The sequence below is a fragment of the Kitasatospora sp. NPDC059146 genome, assembly GCF_042786665.1.
GTDB lineage: Bacteria > Actinomycetota > Actinomycetes > Streptomycetales > Streptomycetaceae > Kitasatospora.
On the sequence record NZ_JBHZCY010000082.1, the window covers coordinates 1 to 17892 of the forward strand.

Here is a 17892-nt window from a genome sequence, read left to right on the forward strand (position 1 = left end):
GAGCTCCGAAGTGCTCGGTGGATTGGTGGAGTTGGTGGTGAGGTAGGCGACGAGTCGTTTGTCGCCGGGGGTGTCCTCGCGGACGACGGTGGTGCCGGCGGTGACGGCGGGGTGCTCCAGCAGCCGGGCGGCGATCTCGCCGGGTTCGATGCGGTGGCCGCGGATCTTGACCTGGTCGTCGGTGCGGCCGAGGAAGTCGAGGGTGCCGTCGGGGCGGTAGCGGGCGAGGTCGCCGGTGCGGTAGAGGCGGGCGCCCGGGGTGAAGGGGTCGGGGACGAACCGGTCGGCGGTGAGGGCGGGTTGGTGGTGGTAGCCGCGGGCCAGGCCGTCGCCGCCGAGGTACAGCTCGCCGGTGACGCCGATCGGGACGGGACGCCCGGCCCGGTCCAGGACGTACGCCCGGGTGTTGTCGAGCGGTCGTCCGATCGGCACCGGTTCCTCCCACGACCCCGAACGGCAGTCGTAGGAGGTGGCGTTGATCGTCGCCTCGCTCGGACCGTAGAGATTGCGGAACTCCGCGCCGCCGAGGGAGTCCCGGACCTTCCGGGCGACGGTGGCCGGCAGCACCTCGCCGCCGCACAGCACGACGCGCAGGGAGGCGGACAGGCGCTGGACGTCGGGGACTTCGAGGTAGCGCTGGAGCAGGCTCGGGACGAAGTTGAGCACGGTCGTCCCGGTCTCGTGCACCGTGCGGGCGAGCAGTGCCGGATCCCGCTCCGCGCCGGGCGGGGCGATCACCAGGGTCGCCCCGCTGATCAGGGTGGTGACGAACTCCCAGGCCGAGACGTCGAAGGCGAAGGGCGTCTTCAGGAGCACCCGGTCCTCGGCCGACACGGCGAGCGACTCGGCCATGCCCGCGCAGGTGTTGAGCGCGGAGCGGTGGGTGATCTGGACGCCCTTGGGGGTGCCGGTGGATCCGGAGGTGTGGATCACGTAGGCGAGGTTGTCGGGCCGGACGTCGACGGCCGGGTCGGTGGCGGGGCGGGTGGCGGTGGCGGGGTCGCCGAGTGCGATGAGGGTGCCGTCGTACGGGCCCAGGCGGTCCGCGAGGTGGGCGTCGTGGAGGACGACGGCGGTGCGGGCGGTGGCGAGGATCCGGGTGAGGCGTTCGGTGGGGTGGGTGGGGTCGAGCGGGAGGTAGGCGGCGCCGGCCTTGAGGACGGCGAGCAGGCCGATGACGAGTTCGGGGCCGCGCTCGGCGCAGACGCCCACCGCGGAGTCCGTGCGGACCCCGGACTCCCGCAGCCGGTGGGCGAGTCGGTTGGCGCGCTCGTCGAGTTCGCGGTAGCCGATCTCCTGGTCGCCGTGGACGAGGGCGATCGCGTCCGGCCGCACCCGGGCCTGTTCCTGGACCAGCTGGTGCACGGTGCGGTCGTGGGGGTGGGGCGCGGCGGTGTCGTTCCACTCGTGCAGGATGCGGTGGCGTTCCTCGGGGCCCAGGAGGTCGAGGTCGTCCACCCGGGCGTCGGGGTCGGTGGTGAGGACCCGCAGGACGTTCTGGAAGTGGACGGCCAGCCGCTCGATCGTCGCCGGGTCGAACAGCTCGGTGCTGTAGGTGAATTCGACGGTCAGGCCGGTGTCGGACTCGGTGGCGTTGATCGTGAGGTCGAACTTGGCGGCGGTGTCGTCCAGCGGAAGGGTGCGGACGTCGAGGCCGGGGAGCTGCCAGGTGCCGGTGGCGGCGCTCTGGACGCCGAGCATGGTCTGGAAGAGCGGGGTGCGGCTGAGGTCGCGGTGGGGGGCGAGTTCGGCGACCAGGCGCTCGAAGGGGAGGTCCTGGTGGGCGTGGGCGCCGAGGGTGCTCTCACGGGTCCGGTCCAGGACCTCGCGGACGGTCGGGTTGCCGCTGAGGTCGGTCCGGACCACCACGGTGTTGACGAAGAACCCGACCAGGTCCTCGATCTCGGAGCGGTTGCGGCCGGCGAAGGGGGTGCCCACGGCGATGTCCCGGCGGCCGGTGTAGGCGGCCAGCAGGATCTGGTGGGTGGCCAGCAGAGCGATGTAGGTGGTGGTCCCCGGAGCCCGGGTGAGTGCGTGGAGCGCGGTGGCGAGGTCCTCCGGCAGGGTGATGCTGTGGGAGGCGCCGCGGGTGCCGCGGACGGCGGGGCGGGGGCGGTCGGTGGGCAGGTCCAGTGGCTCCAGCCCGGCCAGCCGGTCACGCCAGTAGGCGAGGTGTTCCGCCGCCGGCTCCCCTTGCCGTCGGCGGCGCTGCCAGATCGCGAAGTCCGCGTACTGCACCGGGAGTTCGGGCAGTGGATCGCCTTCGCCGAGCCGGAAGGCGCCGTACAGCTCCTCCAGTTCCTGGGAGAGGACCCAGGACGACCAGCCGTCGGTGACGATGTGGTGCATGGTCAGCAGCAGCACGTGCTCCTGCGGCCCGCGCCGGAGGAGGGAGGCCCGGGCGAGCGGGCCGCGGGCGAGGTCGAAGGGCCGGTAGGCCTCCCGGTGCAGCGCTTCGGAGAGCCGGGCGTCGTCCCAGCCGGCCGCGTCGACGGGGGTGAGCGGGAGCTCGCCGCGCGGGTCGACGACCTGGACGGGTGCGCCGTCCGGGCCTTCGGTGAACCGGGTGCGCAGGATCTCGTGCCGGTCCACGAGCCGATCCAGGGCCCGGGCCAGGGCCGCCCGGTCGAGCTCGCCGCGCAGGTGCAGGGCGACGGGGACGGTGTAGGCGGTGTTGCCTGGGTCCATCCGGTCGAGGAACCAGAGGCGTTCCTGGGCGTACGAGAGCGGTGCCGAGCCGGTCCGCTCCTCCCGCCGAACCGTGGAGACGTCCACGTCCACGTCCACGTCCGCGTCCACGTCCGCGTCCACCACCTCGCTCGCGATGTCCCGGCGGGGCAGGGGGGAGTTCTCATCGTCGAGGAGCATGTCGTGTCCACTTCATGGAGGGTTCTGTGGATGGTCTCGTGATCGGAGGAGCGGGCGGGCGGCGTCGGCCGGTGGCGGCGCGCGGCCCACGCGGTCATGGACTCCGGGCCCGCGCCGTCAGGGCCTCGGGGCCCGCGCGGTGGCGGGCCCCGAGGGCCCCGGCCGTGCCGTGCGGTCAGGAACGGACGTCCAGCGCCGTCGCGTCGTGGTTGAGGAAGAACTCGGGGCGCGGGTTCGCCCACTCCGCCGGAGCGTTGCCCACCGTGTTGTAGCTGATCAGTGCGAGCGTCCGGGGCTGGCCGGACCGGTTGGGCGAGGAGCCGTGCACGATGTTGCTGCTGAACAGCACCACCGTCCCGGCGGGCCCGGTCGCCCGGTGGACGCCGTGCTCCTCGGCGAGTTCCTCGGCCACAGCGGGCGGGATCGAGTGCGACAGGTTGGCGGAGACGATGGCCGACCAGTTGTCGTCCGCACGGCTCGCGCTGTCCGCCCGCTGTTCCTCGGCGGTCTCGTACCTGGTCGCGACGGCGTGGCTGCCGGGGATCAGCTGGAGCGGGCCGTTCTCCTCGGTGACCTCGTCCAGGAAGACGGCCGCGGTGAGCGCGTCGGGTGCGGGCATGCCGTCCTCCCGCTGCCAGAAGGTGAAGTCGCGGTGCCACTCCCAGCGGTCACCGGTGTTGGCGGCCTTCGGGTTGATCTTCCACTGGTAGACGTACATGTCCTCGCCCAGCAGCGTCCGTGCCGCGCGGGGGAGGAGCGTCTCCTCGCTGACGGTGCGCCAGGGGGCGTCCTTGCGGTGCAGGCCGTAGACGGCGCGGACGGTGCTGCCGTCCTGCTCGAAGAAGCGCTGCGGGCCGTCCTCGGCGAGGAGGGCGGGGAGCGCCCGGCGGATCTCCTGGAGGAGCTGGTCGGGTATCAGGGCGGGGAGGACGACGAAGCCGTCCCGGCGGTACCGCTCAAGGATTCCGTCGAAGTCGACATCGGGTTCGGTCATGGCACGACACTCCTGCGTCGGTGGGTGGGCGCACGTCGGTGTGCGGGTTCAACACAGTGTCACCGGCCGCTCGTGGCGGCGCTGTCCAGCAGCGCGGCCAGCTCGGCCACCGTGGGGGTCTCGAAGAGCGCGCGGAGCGGCAGTTCGACGCCCAGCTCCGAGCGGATCCGGTTGATCAGCCGGGTGGCCAGCAGCGAGTGCCCGCCGAGGTCGAAGAAGCTCCGGTCGACGTCGATGTCCGGCCTGCGCAGGACCTTGGCGAAGACCGCGCTCAGCCGCCGTTCGGTCTCGCTGGTGAACTCCCGTGTGGCGGAGGGAGGTTCGGCCCCGGGTGCGGGGAGGGCGGCCCGGTCGAGCTTGCCGTTCGGGGTCAGCGGCAGCCGGTCGAGCCACACGTAGGACGCGGGCAGCATGAAGGAGGGCAGTGTGCGGGACAGGTGCTGTCGCAGCTCCGCCGGAGTCGGGGCGGGGTCGGCGGTGGGGTCGGCGGCGGGGCCGACAGCGCGATCGGGGGCGGCCGGGGCCGGGACGAGGTAGCCGACCAGGGTCTTCCCGCCGGGCCGGTCCTCCCGCGCCAGCACCGCCGCCCGGGCCACGGCCGGGTGCCGGGTCAGGGCCTCCTCGATCTCCCCGGGCTCCACCCGGAAGCCCCGGATCTTGACCTGGTGGTCCGCCCGGCCGAGGAAGGCCAGGGTTCCGTCGGGCAGCCACTGGGCCAGGTCGCCGGTGCGGTACATCCGCGAACCGGGCGGCCCGAACGGGTCGGGCAGGAAGCGCTCCGCCGTCCGGTCGGGCCGGCCCGCGTAGCCCCGGGCGACGCCGGCTCCGGCCAGGTGGACTTCTCCGACCACGCCGTACGGGACCAGGCGCAGGCCCGGATCCAGCAGGTACACCCGGGTGTTGGCGATCGGGCCGCCGATCGGGGCGGTGGCCGGCCAGCCGGTGCTGTCCGGCGCCGTGCTGTACGCGGTGACGGCGTGGGTCTCGGCCGGCCCGTAGACGTTGTGCAGCCGCCGGCCGGTGTCGGGGTGGTGGAAGGCGCGGGTCCGGGCGCTGGTGGTCAGCGCCTCGCCGCCCTGGTAGACGGTGCGCAGCGGGGTGAGGGCCCGTCCGTGCTCCTCGGCCGCCTCGTACAGGGCCTCGATCACCGAGGTGGGTGCGAACAGCTCGTCGACCTCGTACCGCTCGATCCACGCGGCCAAGTCCTCCGGGCTGCGGCGGATCGCGTCGGTGGGGACGACCAGGGTCTTGCCCGTCACCAGGGTGGTGAGGATCTCCTGGACGGACGCGTCGAAGCCGATCGCGCAGAACTGGGCGGTCCTGGTGCCGGGGCCGCCGGGGAAGGCGGCGCGGTGCCAGGCCAGCAGGTTGAGCAGGCCGGCGGCGGGCATCAGGACGCCCTTGGGGGTGCCGGTCGAGCCCGAGGTGTAGATCAGGTAGGCGGACTGCTGCGGGTGCAGCGGGGCGGTGCGGTCGCGGTCCTCGGGGTCGCGGTCCGGTCGCTGCGCGAGTTCCGCGGCGGTGTCGGCGGTGTCCGTCCGCAGCTGGGGGACGCCGTTCGGCAGGGCCGGCGCGGTGTCGGCGTGGGTGAGGGCGAGGACGGGGCGCGCGTCGCCGAGCAGGTGGGCGATCCGCTCGGGCGGGTAGTCCGGGTCGACCGGCAGGTAGACCGCCCCGGTCTTGAGCACCGCCAGCAGGCCGACGAACATGTCCGGGGAGCGCGGCAGCAGCAGCGCGACCACCCGTTCCGGCCCGGCGCCCCGGGCGATCAGCGCGTGGGCGAGCCGGTTGGCACGGCGGTTCAGCTCCGCGTAGCCGAGTGCCTCGCCCTCGTACAGCAGCGCCGCGGCGTCCGGGGTGCGGGCGGCCTGGTCCTGGAAGAGCTCGGGGACGGTACGCGGGGGCGGCGCGAGCTGCTCGCCGGTGCCGGTGGCCAGCAGCAGGGCGCGCTCCGCCGCGGAGACCGTGGGGAGGTCGGCGACGGGCCGGTCCGGGTCGGCCACGGCGGCGGTCAGCACCTCCAGGTAGTGCTCCGCCAGTCGCCGGACCCGGTCGCGGTCGAAGAGCTCGGTGGCGTAGACGAAGCGGCAGACCAGGCCGGTCGGGCGCCGCTCGACCTGGACCTCCAGGTCGAAGCGGGTGCTGCACCCGGCGATCTCGACGAACCCGGTGCTCAGGGCCGTTCCGGGCGCTCCGGGGGCGGGGGAGTCGTGGAGGTCCGTGTAGGTGCAGAGGACCTGGAAGGGCGCGGCGCCGGTCCGCTCCCGCCCAGCGGCGACGGCCTCGACCACCGGGGCGAAGGGGACGGCCTCGTGGTCCTGCGCCGCTGCCACCGTGCTGCGGGTGCGGCGCAGCAGCTCCCGGACGTCGGGGGAGCCGGCCAGGCTGGTGCGCAGGGCCACCGTGTTGGCGAAGAAGCCCACGACGCCGTGGAACTCGGGCTGCCGCCGGTTGGCGACCGGCGTGCCGACCACCAGGTCCGTGCCGCCGGTGCGGTGCGACAGCACGACGTTCAGGACGGCCGCCGCCAGCATGAAGGGGGTGACTCCCTCGGCCCGGCAGAGCTCGCCGACGCGGGCGGTGAGCGGTGGCGGCAGTTCGAGCAGGACGGCGTCGCCCGCGAAGCTCGGCCGCGCGGGCCGGGGGCGGTCGGTGGGCAGGTCGAGCCCGGGGAGCGGGCCGCGCAGCTGCTCCTGCCAGTACCGCAGGCCGTCCCGGAACCCGCCCTCGTCGACGGCCGCGCGTTCCCGGCGCGCGTGGTCGGCGAAGGTGGCGGTCAGCGGCGGGAGTTCGGCGGCGGAGCCGGTGGTCAGGCCGTCGTAGCGCGTCCACAGTTCGGCGAGGAGGACCCGCTCGGACCAGCCGTCGATCACGCTGTGGTGGACGTTCAGCAGGAGGACGTGCCGCTCGGGTTCCGTGCGCAGGAGCGCGGCCCGGACCAGGAGTTCGCCGTCGAGGGTGAAGGGCCGACGGGCCTCGGCGGTCAGCAGGCGGTCGAGCTCGGCCGCCCGGGCGGCCGGGTCGGCGCCCTCGACGGTGCGGTACGGGACGTCGAACTCCGGTGCGGAGACGGTCTCCTGGACGAGCTCCCGGCCGTCGAAGGTGAAGCGGGTCCGCAGCGCCTCGTGTCGGCGGACCAGGTCGCGGACGGCGGTGGTGAGGGCCTCGGGCCGGAGCGGGCCGTCGATCCGGACGGCGATCGGGACGTTGTAGGCCGCGTTGCCGCCGTGCAACCGGTCGAGGAACCACAGGCGTTGCTGGGCACTCGACGCGGGAATCGGTCCGGTGGCCGGAAGGTGTTCGACCGTCGGTTTTCCCGTCGTGGTCCTACGGTTTTCGCGTAGGCGTCGAAGGAGTTCGTTCTCGGAATTCACGCCGCACCCCCGTGTCGACGGCACTGTGTCAATCGACGTGCCCGGCCTCATGGTTGTGGAAGTTCGTAGGGGGCCGGGAGATTGTGTCCGCGACGGCCCCGTTGTCGATCAATCGTCGAGTCTGCCAGGAACCGGGGAGGTTCGGTAGCCCGAGTTTTCCCCGAACGGTATTGCCCCGTCGGGAAAATCGCCGGAATCGCGCCGTACCGGCGCAGGGGCCGACGAGAGGTGAGATATTGTCATGAACTGGACATCAGGGCGGGATGATCGCCCATGGATCTTGTTCCCGGGGCCCGCCCCGTTGCAGGATCGCTCTGTCGACGCAGTCCGCACCGTACCCGACGATGGGGGATCCATGCTCTCCGCAGACGACGCGCCGACGCTCCACCGGATGGTGGAGGCCCAGGTCGGCCGCACCCCGGACGCGCTCGCGGTGGTCAGCGGGCCGGACCGGACGACCTACCGGCAGCTGAACGCGCGGGCCGACCGGCTGGCCCGGGCCCTGCGGGCCCGCGGCGTCACCCCCGGCAGCCACGTCGCGGTGGCCGTCGAACGCGGCACCGGCCTGGTTGCGGCGCTGCTGGCGGTGCTCAAGGCGGGCGCCGCCTACCTGCCGCTCGACCCCTCGTACCCGGACGGGCGGCTGCGCTTCATGGTCGAGGACGCCGAAGCCGCCGTTCTGGTGACCGACCGTCACCACAGCGGCCGGGCCTGGGCCGAGGGCCTCCCGGAACTCCTGCTGGAGGACCTGGACGGGCCGCAGCACACCGATGACCCGGACGGGCCGGACGCTCCGGACGAGCAGGCCCGCCTCGACGGCCTCGCCGGACCCGACGACCTCGCCTACCTGATCTACACCTCGGGCTCCACCGGCCTGCCCAAGGGCGTGATGGTCCGGCACGCCGGCGTGGTGAACTTCCTGGCCGACATGGTCGAGCGGTTCGCGCTGGGCCCCGAGGACCGGTTCTTCGCGATCACCACCGTCTCCTTCGACATCGCCGTGCTGGAGATCTTCGGGCCGCTGGTCAGCGGTGGCACCGTGGTGCTGGCCGGGCGTGAACTGGTGCACGACCCGCGGCGGCTGGCCGAGGCGGTGCGGGGCTCGGCGGCGACCCTGCTGCAGTCCACGCCCTCGCTGCTGCGCCTGCTCGTCCCCGAGCTCCGGGAGCGGGTGCCGGGCCTGCGGGTCGTCGTCGGCGGCGAGGCGCTGACCGCCGAACTGGCCGGGGCGCTGGCCGGCGTGGCGTCCGCCGTCACCAACGTCTACGGGCCCACCGAGACGACCGTCTGGGCCACGGCCTGGGAGGTCGACCCCGGCGGCGGCCGGGTGTCGATCGGCCGCCCGATCCGCGGCACCGACGTGCTGGTGGTGGACGAGGCGGGTGCCGCCGTCCCCGACGGCACCCCGGGCGAGCTGTGGATCGGCGGGGCCGGGGTCGCCCGCGGCTACTGGCGGCGGCCCGGGCTGACCGCCGAGCGGTTCGTGCCGCACCCCGGCGCGCCGCGGGCGGGTTCCCCGCAGCCCGGCTCGCCTCAGCCCGGCTCGCCGCAGGACGGCTCCCCGGAGGCGTCCGCCCGGGCCTACCGCACCGGCGACCTGGTGCGCCGCCGCCCGGACGGCTGCCTGGACTTCCTCGGGCGGATCGACCACGAGGTCAAGCTGCGCGGCATGCGGATCGACCTCGGCGAGGTCGAGGCGGTGCTCGGCGCCCACCCGGAGGCCTTCGCCGTCGCCGTGCTGGCCCGCGAGGACCTCCCGGGCGGCACCGTCCTGGTGGCGTACGGGGTCTGGCGCAGCGGCCGGGCGCCCGAGGTCGCCGCGCTGCGGGACTGGTGCCGCCGCAGCCTGCCGGAGCACATGGTCCCCGGCCGCTTCGTGGCCCTGGACGAACTGCCGCTGACCCCGAACGGCAAGGTCGACCGGCGGGCCCTGCCCCGCCCCGACGAGGGCCGCCCGGACCTCGGCACGCCGTACGCGGCGCCGCGGGACGAGATCGAGGGCATCATCGCCGAGGTCTGGGCCGAGGCGCTCGGGATCCAACCGGTGGGCGTGCGGGACGACTTCTTCGAGCTGGGCGGCCACTCCCTGCTGGCGGCCGGGATCGTGGACCGGATCGAGGCCCTCACCGGACTGCGCCTCAGTGCCGAGGCGCTCTACGAACGTCCCACGGTCGAGCGGTTCACGGCCCACCTGCGGGAGGCCTTCGAGGCCTGGGTGTCGTGACCGGGGCGTCGAGGCCGGGGCGTCGTGACGCCGGAGGCCGACGACCACCCGGGTCGTCGGCCTCCGGCCTCCCGCGTCCGCGGTTCGCCGCCCGCGGCCCGCGGGTCACACCTTCTTGAGCACCTGCGCCACGAAGGCGTCGAGGTTGGTCATCGTGCGGGCGATCTGCTCCTCCAGCGAGAGCGACTCCTCGGGGCGGCTGACCGAGGCCGACCTGCGCTTGCCGCGCACGTACAGCGAACAGGCCAGGTCGGCGCAGATGTACGTGCCGACGGTGTTCCCCTCGCGCCCGGCCGGGCCGGCCAGCCGGGCGGAGAGCAGGGCGACCCCGCTGCCGCCGTGGATGGTGATGCACAGCGAGCAGACGTTGGTCTTCGTCAGGCTGCGCCGGACGTTCGGCGACCGCAGGGTGATCCCCACCAGGCCGTCGCCCCGCTCCACCACCAGGTAGCCGCGGTCGGGCGCGCCCGGATCCCGCCATCCCAGGAAGTCCAGGTCGTCCCAGGGGAGTTCGGAGAGGTTGCGGGGAAGGCTGAGCCTGCGCGCCTCTCCCTTGGTGCAGTTGACGAAGGATTCACGGACTTCGTTGTCGTCGAGTGCGCGCATTTGGCAGATCCTAGCAGTGGGTTTGTGCGACACGGTCGGGAATATGACGGGTCGTTCATTCAGGAAAGGACGGAAGGGGCCTCGGTGGCAAGGGATTTCCGCGCCACCAGCGCGTCCCGGTCGACTTTTCCGCCGGGGGTCAGCGGGATCTCCGGGAGGACGGTCAGGAGGGTCGGCACCATGAACTCGGGCAACCGGGCGACCAGATGGGCGCGGAGCTCCTCGGCCCGCTCCGCGCGGCCGGTGCGCAGCACCACGCAGGCGGCCAGCCGGTCCCCCGGGGCGCCCGGTTCGGCGGGCTGGACGAAGACGGCCGCCTGGGCCACCGCCGGGTGGCCGAGCAGCGCGGCCTCCACCTCGGCGGGTTCGATCCGGAAGCCCTTGACCTTCACCTGGCGGTCGGCCCGGCCGAGGTAGCACAGCCCGCCGTCCGCGGTGCGCCGCACCAGGTCGCCGGTCCGGTACATCCGGGCCCCGGGCGGGCCGTCCGGGCAGGGCAGGAAGCGCTCGGCGGTCAGATCCGGCCGTCCGAGGTAGCCGCGGGCCAGCGCGGCGCCCGACACGTACAGTTCGCCCTCGGCCTCCGGCCCGTCGACCGGCCGCAGCCGCGCGTCCAGGACGTGGAGCCCGACGCCGTCGATGGCGGTGCCGATCGGGACGGGACCGGGCGGCAGCTCCGCGCCCGGTTCGATCCGGTACTGCGTGCAGCCGACGGTGGCCTCGGTCGGCCCGTACTCGTTGACCACGGTGGCCTCCGGGTGCCGGGCCCGCCAGCCGGCGAGCGCGGCACCGAGCAACTGCTCACCGCCGAGGACCAGTTCACGGCGGGGGGAGAACTCCGCCGGGAGCAGGTCGAGGAGCGGCAGGTGCCCCGGGGTCGCCTTGAGGAAGGTGCACGGGTGCTCGCGCAGTGCGGCCCGGCCGCCGCCGCGGCCGCCCGCCAGGTGCACCGCGCCGCCCGCCAGCAGGGGGGCGAACAGGCCGGTGACGGTCAGGTCGAAGGCGACCGAGGACTGGACCAGTGCCACCCCGCCCGTGCTGGGGTAGGAACGCGCCGCCCAGGTCAGGTAGTTGACCACCGAGGCGTGGCACAGCACGACGCCCTTGGGCCGGCCGGTGGAGCCGGAGGTGTAGATGACGTACGCCGGGTGCTGGGGCCGCAGCCGCCGCAGGCGTTCGGCGTCCCGCACCGGGGCGGCGCTGCGGCCGGCCAGGGCGAGACCGGTCGCGGCGGAATCCAGTAGCAGCACCGGGGCTGGGGTGCGGGGCAGCGCCCCGGTGGTCGGGGCGACCGTGAGCAGCAGCGCCGGTTCGGCGTCCCGGAGCACCTGGTCGAGGCGTTCCGCCGGGTACCCCGGGTCCACCGGGACGTAGGCGGCGCCGGCCTTGAGCACCCCGAGGAGGGCCACCAGCAGCGTGACCGACCGTTCCAGGGCCACCGCCACCAGGTGCTCCGGGCCGATCCCGCGCGCGATCAGCTCGCGGGCCAGCCGGTTGGCGCGCTCGTCCAGTTCCCGGTGGCTCAGCCGTTCGGCGCCGCACAGCACGGCCGTCGCGTCCGGGCAGCGCGCCATCCGGCGGGCCAGCAGCCCGGTGAGGGTGGACCCGTCGGTCCCGTCCGGGGTCGAGCCGTCCGGTGTGGCGTCAGCGCGCATGGGGCTGTCCTTCCCCGGCGCCGGGTGCGGCCGGTACGGCGGTGAACTCCGGTACGGCGGTGAGCTCCGGTGCGGCGGCGAACTCCTCGGGCCCGAGCGTGCGGTGCACCGACACGGTGCCGCCGACGGACCGGCAGGCGGCCCGGGCGTGCTCGACCTTCGCGGCCAGCTCCGGGTCGCCGGCGGGCAGCAGGACGCCCAGGTTGGTGCCGCTGTGCGCGCGGACCAGCCCGAGGCCGTCGAGCTCCGCGCAGAGCGCGCGAAGCTCCCCGGAGCCGCGGTGCGGCCGCCGCCGCAGGCTCAGTTCGGTGCTGCGGGTGGCGATCCGGCCGACCTCGGCGAGGTCCCCGGTACGCACCGCCGTGCCCAGCGCGGTCAGCAGCCGGCCGTACTCCCGGCGTTCCTCGTCGGTGTAGTCCTTGGGGATCCGGTTGAAGCCGACGGTGTCGACCCGGCCGCCCTCGTCGTGGGCGAGGACGGTCATCGACGGCAGGTAGCCGAGCCGCTCGCGCAGCCGGACGTCCCGGTGCAGGAAGGAGACGATGCCGTCGTACATCACGCCGTCGGTCGGTTCGATCCGCCGCAGCAGGGCCTCGACCGCGGTCGGCGGCAGGGGTGTGCGCAGCGCCGCCGCGACGGCCCGGGCGGTCGCCACCAGGTCGGCGGAGGAGCTGGCCAGCCCCTTGCCCTCGGGCAGTTCACCGGTCAGGTCCAGTTCGCCGCCGCCGGGCCGCCCGGTCAGCTCCAGCAGCAGCCCGGCCAGCCGCCGGGACTTGGCCTTGTGGGCGGGCCGGACGGAGACCGCGGGCTCCTGCGGGTCGTAGCGGAAGGTCGCGGTGCTCCATCCGGCGATCGGGAGGGTGACCAGGAACTCCGGGCCGTCGTCGGGCAGTGCGCCCTGCAGCAGTTCGCCGAAGGTGCCGAAGGCCCGGCCGGTGCCCGCGCTGCGGCCGGGGCCCTCCCGCAGCGCGGTGGCGGCGGGCAGCTCGGTGGGGCTAGTCAACCGGGACCCCCTCGACGGGGTCGGCCTGGGCCGACCCGTGGTCCGCGGTCGGCGCCGGGTCGGCGGCCGCCCCGGGGATCTCGGTCACCCGCCGGACCGGTGACAGGGCGATGATCACGGCGGCCACCAGGAGGCCCACCGAGGCGAACACCAGGGCCGGGGAGACGCCGATCCGGTCGCCGAGGAAGCCGCCGAAGACGGCTCCCAGCGGGGCGCCGCCCATGACGACCATCCGCACCACGGCGGTCATCCGGCCCTGGAGTTCGTCCGGGGTGATGGAGGTGCGGTAGGCGCGCAGGTTGATGTTGCAGACGATCACCATCGCGGAGTTCACCACGTGCATCACCAGCAGCAGCACGATCGCCGCCGCCTCCGGCACCACGGTGGCCAGCGGGGTCAGCAGCGAGGCCAGGCCGATCGCGGTCGAGGTGAACACCAGCAGCCGGCCCAGCGGCATCCGTCGGCTCATCGGCCCCGCCAGCACCGCGCCGATCAGGGCGCCCGCGCCCGAGGAGGCCAGGATGACGCCGACGAAGGTCGGGGCGAGGTCCAGGTTGCGGGTCACGAAGGCGAGGAAGAGCGGTTCGCAGGCCAGCGCGAAGAAGTTGGCGACCAGGGTGGCGAGCACCAGGACCCGCAGCAGCGGGTTGCCCAGGACGAAGCGGGCGCCCTCGGCCGCGTCCTTCCAGACCGAGCCGGGCCCGCCGGTGCTCTCCGGGGCAGGCTCGCGCCGCCGGATCCGCGAGGTGAACAGGGCGGAGACCACGAAGGTGGCGGCGTTGAGGGCCATCGCGACCGGGCCGGTCAGGGCCTGGACGATCACCCCGCCGAGCGAGTGGCCGCCGATGTTGGAGACCGAACTGCTCAGCTCCAGCTTGCTGTTGCCCTCGATCAGGTCGTCGCGCTCGACCAGGGCCGGCAGCAGGGAGGCGTTGCCGATGTCCGCCACCACGCTGCACAGGCCGACCAGCAGGACGACGCCGACCAGCAGCGGCACCGTCAGGGCGTCCAGCCACCAGGCGCACGGGACCAGCATCATCGTGGCCCCGCGCAGGAGGTCGGCCCCGATGATGATGGGGCGCTTGGGCTTGCGGTCCACCCAGACCCCGACGAACAGGCTCACCAGCAGGTAGGGCAGGTAGCTCGCGGCGCTGAGCACGCCCAGCTCGGAGATCGAGGCCGAGAGCGTGACCGAGGCGATCAGCGGGACGGCCACGGCCGTCATGTTGGAGCCGAGCATCGACGCGGACTGGCCGAGCCACAGGTTGCGGAAGTCGGTGTTGCGGCGCAGCACGCCGATCTGCTTGCCGGACGTCACAGTGCCAGTCCCTCGGTGAATCGTGCCATCAGTTCCGCCGGGGCCTTGAGGAAGGCGTGGTGCTCGCCGGCCAGCACCACCGGGTGGTAGCGGCCGGGGGCCGCGTACTCCCGCCAGCCGTCCATCTGGTCGGGCCGGATCTCCACGTCCCCGCTCCAGCCGATCGCGTGCACCGCCGCGTCCAGGACGACCGGGGCGTCCAGCCGGTAGTTCCGGTTGCCCGCCACGTCCTGCTCCAGGACGTCCAGCGCGAGGTCGAGGGCCGACGGCTGGACCCGGCCGCCCATCGACACCGTCAACCGCGCCAGTTCCTCGCGCAGTTCGTCCCGGCCCAGGCCGAGGAAGCGCCCGTACGGCCCCTGGTGCGGCGCGACCTGGGAGGAGACGAACACCGCGGTGGGCGCCGGCCGGCCGGTCCGTTGCAGGTGCAGCGCGGTGGCGAACGCGGCCAGCGCCCCGCCGCAGTGCCCGAACACGCCGAACGGACGGTCCAGGTAGGGCGCGAGCGCCTCGGCGGCCTGCTCGGCCAGCGACTCGTACGAGCCGTGGTGCGGCTCCCGCATCCGGTTCTCCCGCGCGGGCAGCTGCACCGCGCAGAGCTCGACGCCTCCGGTCCGCCGCGGCCACCCGTTGTACATGGACGCGCCGCACCCGGAGTACGGGAAGCAGAACAGCCGGGCCGCCGCGTCCGGCGACGGCCGGCGCAGCAGCCACCTCCCGGGCTTGCTGACCGTCGTCATACAGCACCTCACCTCTGGAGTCTCTCGTGCGCTCAGCGCAGCTTGGCGGTCACCGGCAGGCTCTTGATCCCGGCGACGAAGTTCGACCGCAGGTGCTCGACCGGGCCGGCGAGCTCGAACTCCCCGACGAGCCGCACCACTTCGGCGAAGAAGAGCCGCAGCGCGATCCTGGCCAGCGGGGCGCCGATGCAGTAGTGGGGGCCGAAGCCGAAGGCCAGGTGGCGGTTGGGGGAGCGGGACACGTCGAAGGCGAAGGGGTCGGCGAAGACCCGCTCGTCCCGGTTGGCGGAGCCGAGCCAGGCCACCACCGCCTCCCCGGCCCGGACCGGGACGCCGCTCAGCTCGGTGTCGACCACGCTGTAGCGCATGAAGTGGTTGGCGGGGGAGGACCAGCGCAGGCCCTCCTCCACGGCGTCCTCGACGGTGGCGGTGCCGTCCCCGAGCCGGCGGTACTGCTCCGGGTGCTCGGTGAAGGCCAGGACGGTCGCGGCCATCGCGTGCGGCGTGGTGACGTTGGCGCCCAGCAGCAGGCTGTAGCAGTTGTAGACGAGCTCCTCGCGGCGCATGGTGCGGTCCCCGACCGGCATGCTCCGCAGGAAGCCGACCAGGTCGTCCCGGGGCCCGCGGGAGCGGGCCTGCTCGGCGAAGTACGCGAACAGCTCGTGGTGCGCGCGGACCAGCTTGGCGCCCCCGCCGACCTGGTGGAAGGCGGCGTCCTCCGGGGCGACGGCCATGGTGGTGAGCCGGGCCAGGTACTCCCAGTCCTGCTCCGGCAGGCCCATCAGGGCGCCGGTGAAGGCCATCGGGAAGCCGGTGGCGGCCGCCGCGAGGTCCAGCGGGCCGCCGTCGGCGAGCGGTTGGAGCAGGGTGCGCACCAGGCGGCGGATCGCCTCCTGGTGGGGGCGCAGCCGGGCGAAGGAGAGCACCCGGGCCATCGGCTCGCGCAGGGCGCCGTGCACCGGCGGGTCGCAGGCGGCCATCATCTTGTCGCCCGCCGGGTCGCGTTCGCCGAGGATCGACAGCATGGTGCCCCGGCGGGAGGTGAAGCGGGTGTGGTCGCGCAGGACGGCGCTGACGTCGGCGTGCCGGGTCACCGAGAGGAAGGACCGGCCGTCCGGGAGGGTCCGGCGGTGCACCGGTGCCTCCCGGCGCATGACCGTCCAGACCGGGTGCGGATCGCCCTCGGCGTAGAAGACCGGGTCGCCGAGGTCCACCGAGTCCGGGTCGATCCGCTCCGGGCGGGGCTGCGCGGTGATCCTCATCGGCCGGCTCCGTCGTGCTCGCGCAGCACCTCGGGATCGGCGCCCTCCTCGGCCGCGGCCTCGACGACCCGCAGGGCCAGCTCGGCCACGGTCGGGTTCTCGTAGAAGGTCCGGGCGGTGATCAGCAGGTCCGTCTCGGCGGAGATCTCACCGGTGATCCGGGTGGCCATCAGCGAGTGGCCGCCCAGTTCGAAGAAGTCGTCGTCGGCGCCGATCCCGTCGATCTCCATGACCTCCTCCCACAACCGGGTCAGCCACTCCTCGGCGGCGCCGTGCGGGGGCCGGTGCTCGCTGCCGACGTCCTCGCGCTCGCGGCCGCGGCGCTGCGCCAGGGCGGTGCGGTCGACCTTGCCGTTGGGGGTCAGCGGCAGGGCCTCCAGCCAGGTGAAGGTGCTCGGGACCAGGTGGCGCGGCAGTTCGGCGGCGAGGCCGGCGCGCAGTTCGGCGGAGAGCAGTTCGACCTCGCCCTGGTAGAAGGCGGCGAGCCGGCGGTCGCCGTCGGCCCGCTGCTGGAGCACCACCACGGCGGAGCGGACGTCGGGGTGGGCGCTCACGGCGGCCTCGACCTCGCCGAGTTCGACCCGGAAGCCGCGGAGCTTCACCTGGGTGTCGGTCCGGCCGAGGAAGGCGAGGGTGCCGTCCGGGGCCTGCCGGACCCGGTCGCCGGTGTCGTACATCCGGGCGCCGGGCTCGGCGGCGAAGGGGTCGGGGAGGAAGCGTTCGGCGGTCAGGTCGGGGCGGCCGAGGTAGCCGTGGGCCAGCCCCGGGCCGGCGGCGAAGAGCGTGCCGGTCCCGCCCACGGGCACCGGCCGCAGCCGCTCGTCCAGCACGTGCACCCGGGTGCCGCCGATCGGACGGCCGATCGGCACCGGGCGCCCGTCCAGGGGTTCGCGCACCGGGTGGCAGCAGGTGAAGGTGGTGTTCTCGGTCGGCCCGTAGCCGTTGACCACGACGCCGTTCGGCAGCGCGGCGGCCGCGCGGTCGACGTGGGCGGGGGAGAGGACGTCGCCGCCGGCCACCAGGTAGCGCAGCGCCGGCAGCGGGGGGAGCCCGGCGTCGACCACCTGGTGGAACAGGCCGGCGGTCAGCCACAGCACGGTGACCCCGGCCTCGCGGACCAGCTCGGTCAACTCGCCCGGCCCGAGCGGCCCGGGCGGTGCGACGACCAGGCAGGCGCCGTTCAGCAGGGCGCCCCAGACCTCCAGGGTGGAGGCGTCGAAGGCGATCGGGGCGTGGGCCAGGAAGACGTCCTCGGGGCGGAAGGCCAGCGGGTCGCCGCCGACCACCAGGCGGTGCACGGCCCGGTGCGGGACGCTGACGCCCTTGGGGCGGCCGGTGGAGCCGGAGGTGTACGCGACGTAGGCGGTGTCCTCGGGGCCGGGGGGCGTGTCGGGCCCGCTCAGGGCGGCCCCGCTCGCGTCGGCCCCGGTGAGCACGGTGAGGGTGAGGTCCGGACCGGCCAGCACCGCCCGGGCGCCGGCGTCGGCCAGCAGGGCGGTGGCGCGGGCCGGCGGGTCCTGGGGGTCGACCGCGACGTACGCGGCCCCGGCCTTGAGCACGCCGAGCAGGGCGGTCACCTGCTCCGCCGAGCGGTCGACGCGCACCCCGACCCGGTCGCCGCGCCGCACGCCGACGGCCCGGAGCCGGGCCGCGAGGGCCTCCGCCCGGGCGTCCAGCTCCCGGTAGGACAGGCGGGTGGCGCCGGACCGGACGGCGGTGGCGCCGGCCCGGTCGCGCGCGACGGACGCGAAGCGGTCGCACACGGACGTCAGGCCCCCGGTGGGGACCACTGCGGTGTCTACCGTGGCCATGGGCTGATCAACTGTCCCTTCGGGGCGGTCCGGACCG

General features: G+C 74.4%; 11 protein-coding genes. 1 reads left to right on the forward strand and 10 read right to left on the reverse strand.

Annotated features, from left to right (window positions below):
• The 3 genes from ACFXPX_RS28895 to ACFXPX_RS28905 form a co-directional block, all read right to left on the reverse strand.
• A partial coding sequence (locus ACFXPX_RS28895; protein ID WP_380644000.1) for an amino acid adenylation domain-containing protein occupies nt 1–2868 on the reverse strand: 2868 nt, incomplete at its 3' end.
• A gap of 175 nt (nt 2869–3043) precedes the next feature.
• A complete protein-coding gene (locus ACFXPX_RS28900) occupies nt 3044–3862 on the reverse strand; it encodes a phytanoyl-CoA dioxygenase family protein (RefSeq protein WP_375890492.1) in 819 nt (272 codons plus the stop codon).
• Nucleotides 3863–3921: 59 nt separating this feature from the next.
• A complete protein-coding gene (locus ACFXPX_RS28905) occupies nt 3922–7287 on the reverse strand; it encodes an amino acid adenylation domain-containing protein (protein ID WP_380644001.1) in 3366 nt (1121 codons plus the stop codon).
• Between the two features lie 304 nt (nt 7288–7591).
• Between ACFXPX_RS28905 and ACFXPX_RS28910 the strand changes: the two genes are divergently transcribed.
• Complete coding sequence (locus tag ACFXPX_RS28910) at nt 7592–9460, forward strand: amino acid adenylation domain-containing protein (protein WP_380644002.1); 1869 nt, start codon at nt 7592–7594, stop codon at nt 9458–9460.
• 105 nt (nt 9461–9565) lie between these two features.
• Here ACFXPX_RS28910 and ACFXPX_RS28915 read toward each other — a convergent pair whose 3' ends face one another.
• From ACFXPX_RS28915 to ACFXPX_RS28945, 7 genes are read right to left on the reverse strand one after another with little or no spacing between them, the layout of a single operon-like run.
• Nucleotides 9566–10066: an FBP domain-containing protein gene (locus ACFXPX_RS28915; protein WP_375890486.1), complete on the reverse strand. Its 501-nt coding sequence runs from the start codon at nt 10064–10066 to the stop codon at nt 9566–9568.
• 59 nt (nt 10067–10125) lie between these two features.
• Nucleotides 10126–11721, reverse strand: coding sequence for an amino acid adenylation domain-containing protein (locus ACFXPX_RS28920; protein WP_380644003.1), 1596 nt, complete (start codon nt 11719–11721; stop codon nt 10126–10128).
• Nucleotides 11711–12724, reverse strand: a complete 1014-nt coding sequence (locus tag ACFXPX_RS28925) for a kinase (protein WP_380644004.1) — start codon at nt 12722–12724, stop codon at nt 11711–11713. Before ACFXPX_RS28925 ends, ACFXPX_RS28920 begins: the two co-directional genes overlap by 11 nt.
• The gene (locus tag ACFXPX_RS28930; protein WP_375890480.1) at nt 12717–14042 is read right to left on the reverse strand and encodes an MFS transporter; all 1326 of its coding nucleotides are present in this window, start codon (nt 14040–14042) and stop codon (nt 12717–12719) included. Before ACFXPX_RS28930 ends, ACFXPX_RS28925 begins: the two co-directional genes overlap by 8 nt.
• Nucleotides 14039–14782: a thioesterase II family protein gene (locus ACFXPX_RS28935; RefSeq protein ID WP_380644005.1), complete on the reverse strand. Its 744-nt coding sequence runs from the start codon at nt 14780–14782 to the stop codon at nt 14039–14041. Before ACFXPX_RS28935 ends, ACFXPX_RS28930 begins: the two co-directional genes overlap by 4 nt.
• 32 nt (nt 14783–14814) lie before the next feature.
• Complete coding sequence (locus ACFXPX_RS28940) at nt 14815–16044, reverse strand: cytochrome P450 (RefSeq protein ID WP_380644006.1); 1230 nt, start codon at nt 16042–16044, stop codon at nt 14815–14817.
• The gene (locus tag ACFXPX_RS28945; RefSeq protein WP_380528438.1) at nt 16041–17855 is read right to left on the reverse strand and encodes a non-ribosomal peptide synthetase; all 1815 of its coding nucleotides are present in this window, start codon (nt 17853–17855) and stop codon (nt 16041–16043) included. Before ACFXPX_RS28945 ends, ACFXPX_RS28940 begins: the two co-directional genes overlap by 4 nt.
• Nucleotides 17856–17892: the final 37 nt, after the last annotated feature.